The organism is Janthinobacterium sp. P210006 (assembly GCF_036231885.1).
Classification (GTDB): Bacteria; Pseudomonadota; Gammaproteobacteria; order Burkholderiales; family Burkholderiaceae_D; genus Janthinobacterium; species Janthinobacterium violaceinigrum.
This window is the reverse complement of the sequence record NZ_JAZARD010000006.1, coordinates 109,197-125,777: the sequence shown is the minus strand read 5'-3', so window position 1 is coordinate 125,777 and position 16,581 is coordinate 109,197. Positions and strand designations below refer to the sequence as shown.

Genomic DNA, 16,581 nt, shown 5'->3' with positions numbered 1-16,581 from the left:
TCCCATGGCAGTATTTACCGCGCTACACCTGGACGATATCGGCCAGTGGATCACGCAATTTCCACTCGGCAAACCTCTGGCGCTCAAGGGCATCGCATCCGGCATTGAAAACAGCAATTTCTTCCTGAGCACGGAGCGCGGCGAGTATGTGCTGACGATCTTTGAAAACCTCAGCTTCGAGCAATTGCCGTTCTATCTGCAGCTGATGCGCCATTTGGCGGACCGGGGCGTACTGGTGCCCGCCCCCATCGCCAATGCCGATGGCGAACTGGTAACGGCCCTGCAAGGCAAGCCGGCCGCCATCGTCAGCAAGCTCGACGGCAGCTCGCAGATGGCGCCGCAAGCCGTGCATTGCGCGGCCGTGGGCGCCATGCTGGCGAAGATGCACCTGGCAGCGCAGGATTTCCCCCTGCAGCAGCCGAATTTGCGGGGACTGGACTGGTGGAACACCACCACGCCGCTGGTCTTGCCCCACCTCGACGATGCCAAGGCCCATTTGCTGCGCGCGGAAATCCATTTCCAGGATGCCTTTGCTGCCTGCGATACCTATAAAGCCATCCCGCGCGGTCCCGTGCATGCCGACTTGTTCCGCAACAACGTCATGTTTGACGGCGAACAGCTGACAGGCTTTTTCGACTTTTACTTTGCCGGCTGCGACACCTGGCTGTTCGACGTGGCCGTCACCGTCAACGACTGGTGCGTGGACCTGGCCACGGGCGTGCTCGACACGGTGCGCGTGCGCGCCCTGCTGGACGCCTACCAGGCCGTGCGTCCGTTCACGCATGAAGAACAGACGGCATGGCAGCCGATGCTGCGTGCCGCCGCGCTGCGCTTCTGGCTGTCGCGCCTGTACGATTATTACCAGCCGCGCGAAGCGGAAATGCTGACCCCGCACGATCCCTCGCATTTCGAACGCATTCTGCGCGAACGTATTGCCACACCTGCACCGGAACTGTTTTAAACATGGAAAAATTACCTGCAAGTACAGGCTGGCTTTGGGTGAAACAAGGATTTGGCCTGTTTCGCAAGCAACCTGGCGGCATGTCGATGCTGTTTCTCGGCTATATGTTCTGCATGCTGGCCGTCAGCATCGTGCCCGTACTCGGCCAGATGCTGCCCGTCATCCTCGTCCCCGTGTTTTCCGTGGCCTTCGTGCAAGGCTGCCTGAATATCGACCAGGGCAAGCGCGTCTTGCCCAGCCTGCTGATCTCGGGCTTCCGCAAACCGGCGTTTCCCGCGCTGTTCGGCCTGGGAGTGCTGTACATCCTGATGGCCATCCTTGCCATCGGCGCGTCCACCCTGGTGGACGACGGCTTGCTGTGGCAGCTGGTCACGGGACAACTGACGGAAGAAGCGGCGCGCGCCGCCATCCCCGAATCGCGCCTGGGCCTCGGCATCCTGCTGGCCATCGTGCTGTACGTGCCGGCCGCCATGGCGTTCTGCTTTGCGGCACCGCTGATCTACTGGCAAAAAACCGGCCTGGGCAAGTCGCTGTTCTTCAGCTTTTTCGCCGTCTGGCGCTCGCTGTCGGCTTTCATCGTCTTTGCCGCCACGTGGTTCGCCATCAGCATCGTCACCAGCCAGTTGCTGGCCGTCATCTTTGGCCGCACGCCACTGATGATGCAGCTGATGATGCCGCTGTCGATGATACTCACCATCATCATGCATTGCTCGTTCTACGCGGCCTACCGCCAGATCTTCGGCGTGCCTGTCGATGAGAGCAAGACCGTGTCGCTGGACAAGCCGAACGACTGATTTTCACGCCGCATGCAAAAAGGGCAGCCTGCGCAGGCTGCCCTTTTTTATGGCCGCTCGTGTCTCAACGCCCCAATCGCTCCAGCTTGGCGATGCCCAGGTCGAGCACCTTCATGCCGTGCTGGCCGAAGTTGATCTGCGCGCGCGCATTGCCGCCGCCGCCTTCGATATTGACGATCACGCCTTCGCCGAACTTGGCGTGCGCCACCGATTCGCCGATGCGCCAGCCGCCGCCCGTGGCTTTTTGCGCGATCTTTTGCGCAATCGCATTGTCCGAACCCAGGCTGGCCACCTTGGGCGCCTCGTCCCAGGCCGATTTGCGGTTGCCGAACCAGTTCGCCTGTACTTTCGGCGACAGCCATTTCAAGGATTCTTCCGGCAATTCGTCGAAGAAGCGCGACTTCATGTTGTAGCGCGTCTGGCCATGCAGCATGCGCGTCTGCGAAAAACTCATGTACAGCCGCTTGCGCGCGCGCGTGATGGCCACGTACATCAGCCGGCGTTCCTCTTCCACGCCGTTGTCTTCCTTCGAGCTGCTTTCGTGCGGGAACAGGCCCTCTTCCAGGCCGGTAATAAAGACGTTGTCGAATTCCAGGCCCTTGGCCGAGTGCACCGTCATCATCTGCAGCGCATCCTGGCCCGCCTGCGCCTGGTTGTCGCCCGCTTCCAGCGAGGCGTGCGATAAAAACGCGGAGAGCGGCGACATCACGGCCGGCAGCGGCGCATCCGCATCGAGGATTTCGATACCGTCCTGGTTCACCACGGGCGCACCGGACTGCGCCTGGGCGCTTGGTCCCAGGTGGGCGGGCGCGCCCTGGCCAAAACCTTCCTCGGAAATGAACTGGCTGGCCGCGCTGACCATCTGCTCCAGGTTCTCGATGCGGTCGGCGCCTTCCTTTTCATTCTGGTAATGCTGCAGCAAGGTACTCGCTTCCAGCACCACGCGCACCATTTCCGGCAGCGACAATTGCTGCGTTTCAAAGCGCACGCCTTCGACCAGCTTGACGAAGCCGGCCAGCACGCTGCCCGCCTTGCCCGCCACATACGGCACGGCCGCGTACAGCGAAATGCCGTACTGCTCCGACGCGGCCTGCAATTGCTCGATCGAGCGCATGCCGATGCCCCGCGTGGGGAAATTGACCACGCGCAAGAAGGCGGAATCATTGTGGGGATTGTCCATCAATTGCAAATAAGCAATCGCGTGCTTGACCTCGGCGCGCTGGAAGTAGCGCTGGCCGCCATACACGTGATATGGAATCGCGGCCGAAAACAGCGCATGTTCGATCACGCGCGACTGCGCATTCGAGCGGTACAAGATGGCGATTTCGCTGCGCGAGGCACCATCGGCGATCAGGCTTTTCGCCTCTTCGATGATCCACTGCGCTTCCTGCAGGTCGGAACTGGCTTCGTACACGCGCACCTGCTCGCCATGGCCCGCGTCCGTGCGCAGATTCTTGCCCAGGCGCTTGCTATTGTTCGCGATCAATACGTTGGCGCTGTCGAGGATGTGGCCGTGCGAACGGTAGTTCTGCTCCAGCTTGATCAAGTTCTTCACCTGGAACTCGTGCTCGAAGGCGCTCATATTGCCCACGTTGGCGCCGCGGAACGCGTAGATGCTCTGGTCATCGTCGCCCACGGCAAACAGGGCGCCGCCATCGCGGCTGCCGTGGCCGGCCAGCAATTTCAACCAGTTGTATTGCAGGTTATTCGTATCCTGGAACTCGTCCACCAGGATATGGCGGAAGCGCGCCTGGTAATGTTCGCGCAGGGGCTGGTTGCGGCTCAGCAATTCGTACGTGCGCAGCAGCAGTTCGGCAAAATCCACGACGCCTTCGCGCTGGCACTGGTCGTCGTACATCTGGTACAGCTCGACCATCTTGCGCTCGTGCGCGTCGTACGCTTCCACGTCCGTGGCGCGCAAACCCTGGTCCTTGGCATTGTTGATGAAATACATCACCGTCTTCGGCGGGAATTTTTCATCGTCAATATTGTTCGCCTTCAACAAGCGCTTGATCACCGACAACTGATCCTGCGAATCGAGGATCTGGAACGTCTGCGGCAAGGCCGCATCGCGGTAGTGCGTGCGCAGCAAGCGGTTGCACAGGCCGTGGAAGGTGCCGATCCACATGCCGCGCGTATTGATCGGCAGCATGGCCGACAGGCGCGTGAGCATTTCCTTGGCGGCTTTGTTGGTAAACGTCACGGCCAGGATGCCGGGCGGCGATACCTGCTGGGTCTGGATCAGCCACGCGATGCGGGTGGTCAGCACGCGGGTCTTGCCCGAGCCGGCGCCCGCCAGGATCAGCGCATGCTGCGCCGGCAAGGTGACGGCAGCCAATTGTTCGGGATTGAGGTTGTGAAGAAGATTTTGCATGCCGTGATTATACCGGCATGGCTAAAAATACTGTGCATTTGTCCAGCGGTCGCGCCAGTTTCGCCGTGCGCGCTACAATCGACGTCACGCCATTACTGCAGAAATCGCCTCCATGACACCTCCCAGCCACATCGACGGCGCCCGCGTACTGGCGTGGGCCTGGTCCGACCTGCCTTTCGGCCACGTCGCCGCAGAAGATGGCGCGGCCCCGCTCGCCATCCACGGCCTGGCCCTGTGCCAGTACGCAGGCGAGGCGCGCATCTACCGCTTCAGCTGCGATGCGCAGTGGAACACTGTGCAGGATGCACTCCACGACAGCGTAGACGAAGCCAAGGCACATTTGCCGGCGCAATACCGCGCCGTGGCCGCCGTGTGGAACACGCGATGAGCTACGCCATCCGCGCGGCCAGCGGCGCCGACCTGCCCCTGCTGGGCCAGGTCGAGCGCAGCGCCGCCGCCCTGTTTGCCCAGGCCGGCCCCGACCTGGCGTGGCTGGCGCAGGGAGAACCCTTGCCATTGAGCACCTTGCAAACCCTGCAGCGGCAGGGCGGCGTGTGGATCGCTGCCGCCGGGCATGCGGCGCCGGTGGGTTTCCTGGCCACCGAAGCGCTCGACGGCCAGCTGTTTATCGTGGAATTGTCCGTTGCCCTGCCGCAGCAACGACAGGGGCTGGGCGCGCGCCTGCTGGACGCGGCGGCGGCCCACGCGCAGGCGCTGGGCTGCGCCTGCCTGACCCTGAGCACGTATCGCCACCTGCCGTGGAACGCTCCCTACTATGCGCGCCACGGTTTCAGCGAAATCGGCGCAGCGGCGCTGGGCGCGGGCCATGCGCGCAAGCTGGCGCGCGAGACGCAGGACGGGCACGATCCGGCGCAGCGCTGCCTGATGCGCAAGCTGCTGGCCTGAGCGCTTAGCGCACCAGCTTTGCCTTGCCTTCGCTCAGCGATTGCGCAATCGCCTGCCGCGTGGTCTTGTCCGCCGCCTTGGCCGCTTTCTCTTGCTGGCGGCCAAGGTCGCTCATTTGCTTGCCCAGCGTTTCCATGGGCTTGCTGCGCTGTTCCATCTGGCGCGAAATCGCTTCGGTCTGCTGGGCTTCGCTCTCGTGTATGGCGGCGATGCGGTCGTTGGCCTCTTCCATTTTTTCCTGGGCATCTTCCATCTGCTGCTGCAAGCGCTCCACATCGCGCTCGGCCGTACGGCGTGCCGCATCGCTCGTCGCCAGCGCCTGGCGGCGCGATGCCTCACCCAGCTTGCGGCCCAGTTCCTGCTGCTGGCGGCCCAGGAGACGCAGCTCCTCCGATTCGCGCGTACCGACCTTGCCCTGGCGCGCCCCCATCTTGCTGCCCAATTCGCCCATCGCCTTGCCATGCGCACTCATCTGCGTACCCAGGCCAGTCATCTGTTCACCCAACAGCTGGGATGGCTTCCAGGCTTCGTTGATGCGGGCCAGCAACACGGGATCTTGCACCACATAACTCTTGCCCTGGTCGCGGAACCACAGGAATTGCCCCTTGATGGATTGCTTCAACTGCTTGATCTGCTGGTTGTCGACATCGCTGCCGCTCATGGTGACGCTGTCCTTGCGGCTATCGACGAGGGCATAGCCGTCGCTGCTTTCCACGGTAATACTGATCTGCTTGCTGGGCGCGGCAGGCGGAGCCGGTGGCGCTGGCGGCTGGGGCGGCTGCACGGCCAGCGCGCTGCCGCCAAGCAGGATGCCGGCCAGGCTGAGGATCAAACGGTGGGAAGTGGACATGGCTGCCTCGCATATATGGTTGGAGCGTCCACTCTAGCCAGGCGCGGCGGGCGGCTCCAGCGCCGTGCGACAGGCTGCACAAATGCTGGCCTGGACGGCAGGCTTGCGCGACGGGCGGCAAAGCACGGGCAAAAAAAACGGAGGCCGAAGCCTCCGCAAAAACGCCGTGGTACGGCGTATTTCAATCTGTACGGCAGATCAATACAGCACGACGGAACGGATCGACTCCCCGCTCTTCATCAAGTCGAAACCTTGATTGATATCATCGAGCTTCAAGCGGTGCGTGATCAAATCGTCGATATTGAGCTTGCCTTCCATATACCAGTCGACGATCTTCGGCACGTCAGTGCGTCCGCGCGCGCCGCCGAAAGCGGAACCCTTCCATACGCGCCCCGTCACCAGCTGGAACGGACGCGTGGAAATTTCCTGGCCGGCCGCGGCCACGCCGATGATGATGGACTGGCCCCATCCCTTGTGGCAGCACTCGAGCGACTGGCGCATGGTGGTGGTATTGCCGATGCATTCGAAACTGTAATCGGCGCCGCCGTCCGTCAGCTGCACGATGGTATCCACAACGTTTTCCACCTCGTTGGCGTTGACGAAGTGCGTCATGCCGAACTTGCGGGCAATTTCCTGGCGCGCAGGATTGATGTCCACGCCGATGATTTTATCCGCGCCGACCATCTTCGCCGCCTGGATCACGTTCAGGCCGATGCCGCCCAGGCCGAACACGACCACGTTGGCGCCCGCTTCCACCTTGGCCGTGAACAGCACGGCGCCCACGCCCGTCGTCACGCCGCAACCGATGTAGCACACCTTGTCGAACGGCGCGTCTTCGCGGATTTTCGCCAGCGCGATTTCCGGCACGACGATGTAGTTCGAGAACGTGGACGTGCCCATGTAGTGGAAGATGGGCTTGCCGTCGATGGAAAAGCGCGACGTCGCGTCCGGCATCAGGCCGCGGCCCTGCGTGGAGCGGATCGACTGGCACAGGTTGGTCTTTTGCGACAGGCAGAACTTGCACTGGCGGCATTCAGGCGTGTACAGGGGGATGACGTGGTCATCCTTCTTCAGGCTTTTCACGCCCGGACCCACGTCGACGACGATGCCGGCGCCTTCATGGCCCAGGATCGATGGGAAGATGCCTTCCGGATCGGCGCCCGACAGGGTGTAGCAATCGGTGTGGCAGATTCCCGTGGCCTTGATCTCGACCAGTACCTCGCCCTCGCGCGGGCCGGCCAGGTCGACTTCTTCGATCGTTAGCGGGGCGCCCGCCTTCCATGCAATCGCTGCTTTGGTTTTCATGTGTGTCCTGTCAATAGTTGAACCGGGCGCGCGAACGCGCCGTATCCTCACATCATAACAAGCCAGGGCGAAAAGCAGGCGCCTGGAAGATGCCTATCCGGCTTCCCTGCCTTACTTGCTTTTTGCCCGGTTGAGGAAGGCGCCGTGCAAGCCGTTCAGGGTTTCTTCGGCCAGCAGCAGCTGGCTGGCGATTTCATTGATCTTGCGGCGGCTGGAACGGGCATGGTCGCGCAGCACTTCGAAGGCCGTGTTGCGGTCCGTCTGGAATTTGCCCATCAGCAAGCCCACGGCCAGGCTCGTTTCGCGGCCGGCGGCCAGCGCGGCGTTCAGGTTCAGCTCGGTGCGGCGCAGCTGGCGGATCTCGTCGGCGCGCGCCAGGCCCGCTTCGAACGCGGGCATCAAACGGCCTTCGTCGACGGGTTTCACCACGTAGCCGACGGCGCCGTAGGCGGCCGCCTGCTTGCCCGATTCGCTGTCGCCGCTGCCGGACAGGAACATGAACGGCACGGCCGTCTCGCCGTGCAGGCGCTTGGCCAGTTCCAGGCCGGACATGCCCGGCATGTGGATGTCGAGCAGGGCCAGGTCCGGCTCGCGCTGGGCGATCAGCTGCAGCGCCACTTCGGCCGAATTAGCCAGGGCCGTCTCGTAACCGGCATGGCGAAGGACTTCGCCGAGGAATTCCAACAGGAGCTGGTCATCGTCAACGATCAGGATAAGGCGTTTCGCGGCGGCTGGCTGACTCATGGGTAAAGGGACCTCGGTAATGAATGATGCCCTTATTATATGCCGATTATTCGCGAAATCCGCCCCCTCACGCGCCCCCCCGCCTGCGCAAACAGCAGATTGAATTGCTGCACTGCAATATCCACAGCATCCGCCTGGTGTCCGTTGCCAAATACGCTGCTGATGGCCGCCACCATGTCGGCGCCGCGCGCGACCAGCGGCGCCGCGTTCTCCGGCGTCATGCCGCCGATCACCACGCACGGCAAGCGGATCTCGCACTTGGCTTGCAGCACGATATCGAGGGGCGTCGTCACCGGGTATTTTTTGACCAGCGAGGGATAGAAGCCGCCGAAGGCCACATAGCTGGCGCCGCCCGCCTCGGCTGTCCGGGCCAGGGCCATGTCGCCATAGCACGAGGCGCCCACGATCTTGTCCGCGCCCAGGCGCGCGCGCACCTGCGCAACGGACGCATCCGTGCCCCCCACATGCACGCCATCCGCGTCCAGCTCTTCGCACAGCTCGAGAAAATCGTTGATGATGAAAGGCACGCCATATTTGCGGGCCAGGGCCAGCAAGGCGCCCGCCTGCTCGCGCCGCTGGTCCGCCTCGGCGCTCTTGTGGCGGTATTGCAGCAGGGCCACGCCTTCCTGCAAAGCCTGCTCGCTTACGTCGAGCAGGCGGTCGGTGTCGTCCCAGTTCGGGGTAACGAGATACAGTCCACGCATGATGTTTTCCTTATTCATACAATCGTTGCGGCATCAATTGACCTGGCGCAACCGCATACGCGCCGGCCAGGGCCGCATGGCAATAGGCTTGCGCGCCATCGAGCGCATCGTGCATCGGCTCGCCTTGGGCCAGCCGCCCCGCAATGGCGGACGCCAAGGTGCAGCCGCTGCCGTGAAATTCGCCAGGCAGGCGCGGCCAGCGCCACGCACGCTCCCCGCCGGCACCGTCAATCCAGCGGTTGATCACGTCCTCGCCATCGCCATGCCCGCCCGTCACCAGCACGTGCTGGCAGCCTTGCGCGCGCAGGCTTTCTGCGCCGCCCAGGGCTTGCGCTTCCGGTCCGTTCGGCACGATCACGGTCGTGACCGGCAGCAAAGGCGCCAGCGCCAGCACGGCGTCGTCCCGGCTGAGCACATCGCCATGGCCGCTGGCCAGCACGGGATCGAGCACCACGGGCAAGCTTGGGCGGGCCAGCCGCAATTGCGCGATCAGCTGCGCGATGACGGCCGCATTCGCGGCGCTGCCGGGGATGCCGATTTTCACGGCATCGATGGCGATCTTGGCGATCAGCGCCTGTGCCTGCCGGCGCAGCAATTCCGGTGCCACAGGCTCGACAGCAAACACGCGGTCGTTGTCCTGCACCGTCAAGGCCGTGATGACGGGCAAGGCATGCGCGCCCTGCGCCGCTATGGCCACGATGTCGGCGGCCAGGCCGGCGCCGCCCGAGGGGTCCAGGCCCGCAAACACAAGCACGGTGGGGCGCCGCCGCGCCATCACGCCAGCCGGCCCGCCATCGGCGACGACGGCGACGCGGCGAATTTACGGGGCATGCGCCCCGCCAGAAACGCTTCGCGCCCGGCCCGCACGGCCAGCTTCATGGCGCGCGCCATGCGCACGGGGTCGCGCGCGCCCGCAATGGCCGTATTCATCAGCACGCCATCGCAACCCAATTCCATGGCGATGGCCGCATCCGACGCCGTGCCCACGCCCGCATCGACGAGCACGGGCACTTTTGCCTGATCGATGATCAAGGACAAATTCCACGGATTCAAGATGCCCATGCCCGAACCGATCAGGGACGCCAGCGGCATGACAGCCACGCAGCCGATGTCTTCCAGAATCTTCGCCTGGATGGGGTCGTCGCTGCAATAGACCATCACATCGAAGCCATCCTTGACCAGCGCCTCGGCCGCGACCAGGGTTTCCGGCATGTGCGGGAACAGGGTCTTTTCATCGCCCAGCACTTCCAGCTTCACCAGATTGCGCCCGCCCAGCAGTTCGCGCGCCAGTTGCAGGGTGTACACGGCATCCTTGGCGTTGTAGCAGCCAGCCGTGTTCGGCAAGATCGTGTACTGGTCCGGCGGCACGACATCGAGCAGGCTGGGCGCGTTCGGATCTTGTCCAATATTCACCCTGCGGATCGCCACCGTGATGATCTGCGCCTCGGCCGCGTCCGTCGCTTCGCGCGTCTGCGGCAAATCCTTGTACTTGCCGCTGCCCACCAGCAGGCGCGATTGATACTGTTTTCCCGCGATGGTCAGCAGGTCGTTGTTTGTTGCGGTATGCATGTTCTGTTCCTTGTCTTTTCTCAACTTAACCGCCGCCGATGGCGCGGACAATTTCCACTTGGTCCTGCGTCTGCAAGACCTGCTCCGGCCACGCCTTGCGCGGCACGACGTTGCGGTTGACGGCCAGCGCCAGCGCCTGGTTTTCCAGCGACAGCGCGGCGATCAGCTGGTCGAGTGTCTGTCCCGGCGGCACCTGGTGCGGCGCGCCGTTGAGCGTGATATTGATCAATGCCGTCATCACGCCCTCCTTCAGACCTTGCGGTACAGCTCGGCGCCGTTCTTGATGAACTCGATGGCCTTGATTTCCATGCCCTGCTTGAGCGCCTTGTCTTCCGCGATGCCCATGCCGGCCGCGTATTCGCGCACTTCCTGCGTGATCTTCATCGAACAGAAATGGGGGCCGCACATGGAGCAGAAATGCGCCACCTTGGCCGAATCCTTGGGCAGGGTTTCATCGTGGAATTCGCGCGCCTTGTCCGGATCCAGGCCGATGTTGAACTGGTCGTCCCAGCGGAATTCGAAACGCGCCTTCGACAGGGCGTTGTCGCGGATTTGCGCGCCCGGATGGCCCTTGGCCAGGTCGGCCGCATGCGCCGCGATCTTGTACGTGATGATGCCGTCCTTCACGTCCGCCTTGTTGGGCAAGCCCAGGTGTTCCTTCGGCGTCACGTAGCACAGCATGGCCGTGCCATACCAGCCGATCATGGCCGCGCCGATGCCCGACGTGATGTGGTCGTAGCCGGGCGCGATATCCGTCGTCAGCGGCCCCAAGGTATAGAACGGCGCTTCGCCGCACTGTTCCAGCTGCAAGTCCATGTTTTCCTTGATCAGCTGCATGGGCACGTGGCCCGGGCCTTCGATCATCACTTGCACGTCGTGCTTCCAGGCGATTTGCGTCAGCTCGCCCAGGGTCTTCAGTTCGCCCAGCTGCGCCTCGTCGTTGGCATCGTAGATGGAGCCGGGGCGCAGGCCGTCGCCCAGCGAGAACGACACGTCATACGCCTTCATGATTTCGCAGATCTCTTCGAAATGCGTGTAGAGGAACGACTCCTGGTGGTGCGCCAGACACCATTTCGCCATGATGGAGCCGCCGCGCGACACGATGCCCGTCAGGCGCTTGGCCGTCATCGGCACATAGCGCAGCAGCACGCCCGCATGGATGGTGAAGTAGTCGACGCCCTGCTCGGCCTGCTCAATCAGGGTGTCGCGGAAAATTTCCCAAGTTAAATCTTCGGCCTTGCCATTGACCTTTTCCAGCGCCTGGTAGATGGGCACGGTGCCGATGGGCACGGGGCTGTTGCGGATGATCCATTCGCGCGTTTCATGGATATGCTTGCCGGTAGACAAGTCCATCACATTGTCGCCGCCCCAGCGGATGGCCCAGGTCATCTTTTCCACTTCCTCGCCGATGGAAGACGTCACGGCCGAATTGCCGATATTCGCGTTGATTTTCACCAAGAAATTGCGGCCGATAATCATCGGTTCCACTTCCGGGTGGTTGATGTTGGCGGGAATGATGGCGCGGCCGCGGGCGATTTCCTCGCGCACGAATTCAGGCGTGATTTCGGCCGGAATGCTGGCGCCGAAGGACTGGCCCGGGTGCTGGCGGCCCATCAGCTCGGCCAGGCGCTCGCCCATGGGGCCGGAAGCCTTGAGTTCGCGCAAATACTCCTGGCGGCGCATGTTTTCGCGGATGGCGACGAATTCCATTTCCGGCGTGATGATGCCTTGGCGCGCGTAATGCATTTGCGTCACGTTCTTGCCGGCGATGGCGCGGCGCGGCTTGCGGTGCAGATTAAAGCGCAGCTCGGCCAGCTTGGGGTCCGCCAGGCGGGCGATGCCGTAGTCGGACGTGGGGCCGGCCAGTTCCTCCGTGTCGGCACGCTCGGCGATCCATGGCAGGCGCGGCGTATCGAGACCTGAGCGGATGTCGATCTGCACGTCCGGGTCCGTGTACGGGCCGGAGGTATCGTAGACGTAAATGGGGGGATTCTTTTCGCCGCCGAACGACGCTTCCGTGTCGGACTGGCTGATCTCGCGCATGGGCACGCGGATGTCGGGACGGCTGCCTTGCACGTAGATCTTGCGCGAATTGGGCAGCGGCGCGATGGCGGCTTCGTCGACCGTGGCGGTGGCGGAGAGGAATTTCGGATTGGCGTTCATTTTGGCTCCTTGGCTAGACTATTTTTAAGCCTGGAGCCAGCTAAGGAGGTTCGGAATTATGCACGCGGAAAAGCGGGGTGCAGTCATCCTAAAGCTTCCCTTCGCTGGCATTATCCAGATCAGGTTCGGAGGGTATTTCTCACCCGCGCTTGCACCGTGTTTCCACAGCGAAAGGCAGGACCCCTAGCGTTTGCCGCCTTGCGGCAGCGAGCCAATTATACGCGGTTCACGCCGCGTGGCCAGATGATTTCTTGCAGGTGTCGTCTTTGCGCATCTGCTGCAATGCAACAGATGCCATCGCGTTTATTTCTTCTTGCCCCAGCGCCAGCTGGTCGGTTCGCCCTTCAGCTGGCAGATGAAAATGAGCACGGCAACGATGGCCACTTCATAGACGATGTAGCCGACCAGCATGGTTTGAGGCGGAAACAGGAAGGCGCCGCAGGCAAACAGCGCCAGCGCGGCCAGGAACACCAGCCAGCCCTGCCAGGTGATGGGCAAGCCCCAGCCCCAGCCATAGGTCTTGGCGGGGAACCAGTAGGAGGGAGATTTGTCAGTCATGATTTTTCCTGGTCAGTATCGATGCACCCAGTATAAATCATGCGAAATCAAACAGCGCGCAAGCGCTCCGTGACGTCGAGACCGATGCCCCGGTAGCCGATGAAGCGGCTGCCATTGTCGAACATCGGTTCGCCGCTGACCTGCAGATATTGCGTGCTGCCGTCCAGGTTGGCGCGGCTGTAGATGAAGTCGAGAAACGGTTCGCGCGCGGCAATCTTGGCGTCGAGCAGCGCGCGTTCGGTGGCGTTCCAGCGCTGCGGTTCTTCCTCGCTGCCGATGCCCAGCATCTCGGCCACGGGGCCGGAAAAACGCGTCAGATTGCCCTGCGCATCCTGTTCCCAGTACCAGTCGGACGACAGTTCCGTGAAGCGCTGGAAACGCGCTTCGCTTTCGCGCAACTCCGCCGTGCGCTCTTCCACCATCTGTTCCAGCGACTTGTTGTACTCGGCCAGCTTGCGGTACAGCAATCGCACTTCCAGCATGTTGTGGATGCGCGTTTTGACTTCCACCAGGTCGAAGGGCTTGCTGACGAAATCCTTGGCGCCCGCCTGCAGCGCGCGCAGCTTGTGGCCGGGCTGGGCCGTGATCACCAGCACGGGCAGGTAGCTGCCCGCCTCGATGTCGCGCAAGCCTTCCATGACTTCAAAGCCGTCCATTTCCGGCATCTGCAAGTCGAGCAGGATCAGGTCGTAGCGGTGCTCCTGGTGCAGCGCGCGCACGGCTTGCGGGTCCATGGTGGACGTGATGCGCGTATAGCCGGCATTGCGCAGCACCTGTTCGAGCAGCATGACGTTGGCCTCCTGGTCATCGACGATGAGGATGCTGGCGTTCAGGATCTCGGTGGCTTGAAGCATGGCGGTATTCCTAAAATTGAGTGCTGAATTAGCGTACTGCATGATTGTCGTCGGCCAGGCCGTGCGCGGCCGCATGGTGCAGGGCCACGTCGAGCGCATCCATGAATTCGACGACCTTGATGGGCTTGGTCAGATAGCGGAAGAAGCCCGCCTCCAGGCCTTTCTCGATGTCGCGCGGCACGGCGTTGGCCGACAGGGCCATCACGGGAATGTGGCGGGTCAGCGGATCGTCGTGCAGGATATGCAGGGCGCCGTAGCCGCTGATGCCGGGCAGGTTGATATCCATCAAGATCACGTCCGGTTGATACGTGCGCGCCAGGTCGATGCCCAGGTGCGCATCGATGGCCGTCAGCAGTTTCAGGTCGCTGCGGCGGGCGATCAATTGTTCCACCAGCGCCAGGTTGGCGGGATTGTCTTCCACGTACAGCAAGGTGCGCTGGCTTTCCTGCGGCTCTTGCACCTGCGGCAAGGCATTGCCCTCGCCCAGCACCAGCGACGGTGCATTGCTGGCGGCCAGCTCGAACCAGAAGGTCGTGCCCACGCCCACCGTGCTGTCGACGCCGATGGCGCCGCCCATCAGTTCGACCAGCTGCTTGGTGACGACGAGGCCGATACCGGTGCCCTCTTCCGTGCTGTTTTCCTGTCCCAGGCGGTTGAAAGGCTGGAACAATTGACTCATCTGTTCGGCATTCAGGCCGGCGCCGCTGTCGCGCACGCTGACCCGCACCCTGTCGCCGTGCCGGCTGCATTCGACGGTGACGGTGCCGCCGCCCTGGTTGTACTTGATGGCGTTCGACAGCAGGTTGACCATCACCTGCTTCACGCGCGTGCGGTCCGCATGCACATAGAAAGCCTGGCCGCAGCGGGGAAACTGCATGGAGATGCCCCGCTTTTCCGCCTGCGGCGCGATCATCGCCTGGCAATCCTGCAGTACGTCGAGCAAGGACATCGCTTCCTGCGACAGGGTCACCTTGCCCGACTCGATCATGGCCAGGTCGAGGATTTCATTGATCAAACGCAAGAGATACCAGCCGCCCTTGAGAATTTGCTCGATCGAGCGCTGCTGCGGCGGGCTGGGCGGCGGCACGTCGGACGCCATCAGCTGGGCAAAGCCCAGCACGGCGTTCAAGGGCGTGCGCAATTCATGGCTCATGCTCGACAGGAATTCGGACTTGGCGCGGTTGGCCTTTTCCGCCACCTGGCGCGCCTTTTTCAGCTCGGCATTGTTGGTCTCGACAAGCGAGCGCGTGTACGCCTGCTGTTCCTGCAGGCGCTGGTCCAGCAGCGCCTGTTCCGCCTCGACCTGCTTGCGCGCCGTATTGTCCGTGCCGATCAGCAGGTAGCCGATGACCTTGTTCTGCGCGTCGCGCAAGGCCGTCACGGAGACGATGGCGGGGAAGCGGCTGCCATCCTTGCGGATGTAGGTCAATTCGTAGATGTCTTCGATGCCGCGCGTGGCCTTGAACACGAGCGCTTCCACGCCGGGCGTGATGACGGTGTCGAGTTCAGCGCTGAGGGCGGCCGCGCGCGCGATGATTTCTTGCGCGTCAGAAATGCCGGCCGGCGTCAGCTTGTCGACCACGTCGCTGGCGGCATAGCCGAGCATGCGTTCGGCGCCCACATTGAAAATCTGGATCACGCCTTGCGCATCGGTGGCGATGCAGGAGAAATTGGCGCTGTTGAAAATCGCATCCTGCAAGGCGCCCGCCTTGAGCAGCTGGCGCGGCAGGCTGGCCGCCACCGTGCGCCGGTACAGCGCCACCAGCAGCATCAGCAGCAAGAATACCAGCGTGTCGATGACGCACGCCGTTTCGAACGGCGCGCGCCAGGCCAGCAAGCCCACGGCCAGCAGCACGATGGCGCTGAACGAAAACGCCAGCGCCATGGGCCAGCGCGACGGGGCGCGGGAGGGATTTTTTTCGACAGATTGCATGAGCTAGCCTGGGCGGTAAGGACGGAATAGGGGAAGGTGCGGTGTTCAGGACGTTTGGCGCTGGCGCACGTCCGACAGCAGGCGCGCGAATTCCTTCTTGACCACGCCATAGCATTCGCACACATGGCCTTCGAGGCCCGCGCGGTCCAGCACGGAGATATGGCCGCGCCGGTAGCTGATGAAGCCCCGCTGCTGCAAGCGCCCGGCCGCTTCCGTCACGCCTTCGCGGCGCACGCCCAGCATATTGGCGATCAGTTCCTGCGTCATGGTCAGTTCGCGGTTCGGCAAACGGTCCATGGTCAGCAGCAGCCAGCGGCACAGCTGCTGCTCTACCGTATGGTGGCGGTTGCACACGGCCGTCTGCGACATTTGCGTGATCAGCGCTTGCGTATAGCGCAGCAGCAAACGCATGACGGGACCGGCGCGGTCGAATTCCTCCATCAGCAGGTGGGCCTTCAGGCGGTAGCCGACGCCGCCCGTCTGCACGACGGCGCGGCTGGGAGTCGAATTGCCGCCCATAAACAGCGACACGCCCACCACGCCTTCATTGCCCACGCCGGCGATCTCGGACGAGCCGCCGTTTTCCAGCAGGTAATGCAGGGAAACGATGGCCGTGGTGGGGAAATACACATGCTGCAGCTTGTCGCCCGAATCGTAGATCACGTCGCCGAGCAGCATGGAGACTTGCTCCAGGTACGGGGCCAGGCGCGCGAAATCGGCGTCGAGCATGGCGGCGAGCAAATGGTTTTGATTCGGGTTGTGCAGCTGGGCATGCGGACTCGACATGGGCAGGATTCCTGGTTTCCAGTCGTCAGCTAGGGGATAGATGGGAGACGTCCGAACGAGGGCCGCCATGTGCAGCAGCG

The 16,581-nt window shown here is 62.9% G+C and carries 17 protein-coding genes and 1 riboswitch; of the genes, 4 read left to right on the top strand and 13 right to left on the bottom strand.

Annotation, left to right across the window (positions count from 1 at the left end; all coding sequences use genetic code 11):
- Positions 1-4 precede the first annotated feature (4 nt).
- On the top strand, positions 5-961 hold the full coding sequence (locus VPH41_RS25990; RefSeq protein WP_152284331.1) for a homoserine kinase: 957 nt from the start codon (positions 5-7) through the stop codon (positions 959-961).
- A gap of 38 nt (positions 962-999) precedes the next feature.
- Positions 1,000-1,755 carry a BPSS1780 family membrane protein gene (locus VPH41_RS25985; RefSeq protein ID WP_442906326.1) on the top strand — a complete coding sequence of 252 codons (756 nt, stop codon included), beginning with the start codon at positions 1,000-1,002 and terminating at the stop codon, positions 1,753-1,755.
- Positions 1,756-1,819: 64 nt separating this feature from the next.
- On the opposite strand, the gene VPH41_RS25980 is transcribed toward VPH41_RS25985, so the two are convergent.
- Entirely contained in the window at positions 1,820-4,129 is a 2,310-nt protein-coding gene (locus tag VPH41_RS25980) for a UvrD-helicase domain-containing protein (protein WP_287775647.1), read from the bottom strand.
- A gap of 112 nt (positions 4,130-4,241) precedes the next feature.
- Between VPH41_RS25980 and VPH41_RS25975 the strand changes: the two genes are divergently transcribed.
- Together VPH41_RS25975 and VPH41_RS25970 are read left to right on the top strand one after the other, a co-directional pair.
- Entirely contained in the window at positions 4,242-4,517 is a 276-nt protein-coding gene (locus VPH41_RS25975) for a hypothetical protein (protein WP_328571985.1), read from the top strand.
- Positions 4,514-5,035, top strand: coding sequence for a GNAT family N-acetyltransferase (locus VPH41_RS25970; protein WP_328571984.1), 522 nt, complete (start codon positions 4,514-4,516; stop codon positions 5,033-5,035). The genes VPH41_RS25975 and VPH41_RS25970 overlap by 4 nt, the downstream gene beginning before the upstream one ends.
- Positions 5,036-5,039: 4 nt before the next feature.
- Here VPH41_RS25970 and VPH41_RS25965 read toward each other — a convergent pair whose 3' ends face one another.
- The 12 genes from VPH41_RS25965 to VPH41_RS25910 all read right to left on the bottom strand — a co-directional run bounded on the left by VPH41_RS25965 (position 5,040) and on the right by VPH41_RS25910 (position 16,501).
- Positions 5,040-5,885 (bottom strand): hypothetical protein, encoded by an 846-nt coding sequence (locus tag VPH41_RS25965; RefSeq protein ID WP_152284326.1) that lies wholly within the window; start codon positions 5,883-5,885, stop codon positions 5,040-5,042.
- 198 nt (positions 5,886-6,083) lie between these two features.
- Positions 6,084-7,190: an S-(hydroxymethyl)glutathione dehydrogenase/class III alcohol dehydrogenase gene (locus VPH41_RS25960; protein WP_328571983.1), complete on the bottom strand. Its 1,107-nt coding sequence runs from the start codon at positions 7,188-7,190 to the stop codon at positions 6,084-6,086.
- A 111-nt stretch (positions 7,191-7,301) separates the two neighbouring features.
- A complete protein-coding gene (locus VPH41_RS25955) occupies positions 7,302-7,934 on the bottom strand; it encodes an ANTAR domain-containing response regulator (RefSeq protein WP_152256208.1) in 633 nt (210 codons plus the stop codon).
- Positions 7,935-7,969: 35 nt separating this feature from the next.
- A complete protein-coding gene (gene thiE / locus VPH41_RS25950) occupies positions 7,970-8,638 on the bottom strand; it encodes a thiamine phosphate synthase (RefSeq protein ID WP_328571982.1) in 669 nt (222 codons plus the stop codon).
- Positions 8,639-8,648: 10 nt separating this feature from the next.
- Positions 8,649-9,413, bottom strand: coding sequence for a bifunctional hydroxymethylpyrimidine kinase/phosphomethylpyrimidine kinase (gene thiD / locus VPH41_RS25945; RefSeq protein ID WP_328571981.1), 765 nt, complete (start codon positions 9,411-9,413; stop codon positions 8,649-8,651).
- Positions 9,413-10,207 (bottom strand): thiazole synthase, encoded by a 795-nt coding sequence (locus VPH41_RS25940; RefSeq protein WP_287775654.1) that lies wholly within the window; start codon positions 10,205-10,207, stop codon positions 9,413-9,415. Before VPH41_RS25940 ends, thiD begins: the two co-directional genes overlap by 1 nt.
- 25 nt (positions 10,208-10,232) lie before the next feature.
- The gene (thiS, locus tag VPH41_RS25935; RefSeq protein ID WP_152284344.1) at positions 10,233-10,436 is read right to left on the bottom strand and encodes a sulfur carrier protein ThiS; all 204 of its coding nucleotides are present in this window, start codon (positions 10,434-10,436) and stop codon (positions 10,233-10,235) included.
- A gap of 20 nt (positions 10,437-10,456) precedes the next feature.
- On the bottom strand, positions 10,457-12,370 hold the full coding sequence (gene thiC / locus VPH41_RS25930) for a phosphomethylpyrimidine synthase ThiC (protein ID WP_152256204.1): 1,914 nt from the start codon (positions 12,368-12,370) through the stop codon (positions 10,457-10,459).
- A 79-nt stretch (positions 12,371-12,449) separates the two neighbouring features.
- A riboswitch (TPP riboswitch) is annotated at positions 12,450-12,565 on the bottom strand.
- Between the two features lie 108 nt (positions 12,566-12,673).
- Positions 12,674-12,928: a hypothetical protein gene (locus VPH41_RS25925; protein ID WP_077399591.1), complete on the bottom strand. Its 255-nt coding sequence runs from the start codon at positions 12,926-12,928 to the stop codon at positions 12,674-12,676.
- Between the two features lie 47 nt (positions 12,929-12,975).
- Positions 12,976-13,782, bottom strand: a complete 807-nt coding sequence (locus tag VPH41_RS25920) for a response regulator (RefSeq protein ID WP_152284321.1) — start codon at positions 13,780-13,782, stop codon at positions 12,976-12,978.
- A gap of 28 nt (positions 13,783-13,810) precedes the next feature.
- A complete protein-coding gene (locus VPH41_RS25915; RefSeq protein WP_328571980.1) occupies positions 13,811-15,715 on the bottom strand; it encodes a PAS domain-containing hybrid sensor histidine kinase/response regulator in 1,905 nt (634 codons plus the stop codon).
- A gap of 45 nt (positions 15,716-15,760) precedes the next feature.
- A complete protein-coding gene (locus VPH41_RS25910) occupies positions 15,761-16,501 on the bottom strand; it encodes a Crp/Fnr family transcriptional regulator (RefSeq protein WP_328571979.1) in 741 nt (246 codons plus the stop codon).
- Between the last annotated feature and the right edge of the window lie 80 nt (positions 16,502-16,581).

What these genes read in the sequence shown, in the direction of transcription:
- VPH41_RS25990 (WP_152284331.1), top strand. Translation starts at nt 5, where the DNA reads ATGGCAGTATTTACCGCGCTACACCTGGACGATATCGGCCAGTGGATC.
- VPH41_RS25980 (WP_287775647.1), bottom strand. Translation starts at nt 4,129, where the DNA reads ATGCAAAATCTTCTTCACAACCTCAATCCCGAACAATTGGCTGCCGTC.
- VPH41_RS25975 (WP_328571985.1), top strand. Translation starts at nt 4,242, where the DNA reads ATGACACCTCCCAGCCACATCGACGGCGCCCGCGTACTGGCGTGGGCC.
- VPH41_RS25970 (WP_328571984.1), top strand. Translation starts at nt 4,514, where the DNA reads ATGAGCTACGCCATCCGCGCGGCCAGCGGCGCCGACCTGCCCCTGCTG.
- VPH41_RS25965 (WP_152284326.1), bottom strand. Translation starts at nt 5,885, where the DNA reads ATGTCCACTTCCCACCGTTTGATCCTCAGCCTGGCCGGCATCCTGCTT.
- VPH41_RS25960 (WP_328571983.1), bottom strand. Translation starts at nt 7,190, where the DNA reads ATGAAAACCAAAGCAGCGATTGCATGGAAGGCGGGCGCCCCGCTAACG.
- VPH41_RS25955 (WP_152256208.1), bottom strand. Translation starts at nt 7,934, where the DNA reads ATGAGTCAGCCAGCCGCCGCGAAACGCCTTATCCTGATCGTTGACGAT.
- thiE (WP_328571982.1), bottom strand. Translation starts at nt 8,638, where the DNA reads ATGCGTGGACTGTATCTCGTTACCCCGAACTGGGACGACACCGACCGC.
- thiD (WP_328571981.1), bottom strand. Translation starts at nt 9,413, where the DNA reads ATGGCGCGGCGGCGCCCCACCGTGCTTGTGTTTGCGGGCCTGGACCCC.
- VPH41_RS25940 (WP_287775654.1), bottom strand. Translation starts at nt 10,207, where the DNA reads ATGCATACCGCAACAAACAACGACCTGCTGACCATCGCGGGAAAACAG.
- thiC (WP_152256204.1), bottom strand. Translation starts at nt 12,370, where the DNA reads ATGAACGCCAATCCGAAATTCCTCTCCGCCACCGCCACGGTCGACGAA.
- VPH41_RS25925 (WP_077399591.1), bottom strand. Translation starts at nt 12,928, where the DNA reads ATGACTGACAAATCTCCCTCCTACTGGTTCCCCGCCAAGACCTATGGC.
- VPH41_RS25920 (WP_152284321.1), bottom strand. Translation starts at nt 13,782, where the DNA reads ATGCTTCAAGCCACCGAGATCCTGAACGCCAGCATCCTCATCGTCGAT.
- VPH41_RS25915 (WP_328571980.1), bottom strand. Translation starts at nt 15,715, where the DNA reads ATGCAATCTGTCGAAAAAAATCCCTCCCGCGCCCCGTCGCGCTGGCCC.
- VPH41_RS25910 (WP_328571979.1), bottom strand. Translation starts at nt 16,501, where the DNA reads ATGTCGAGTCCGCATGCCCAGCTGCACAACCCGAATCAAAACCATTTG.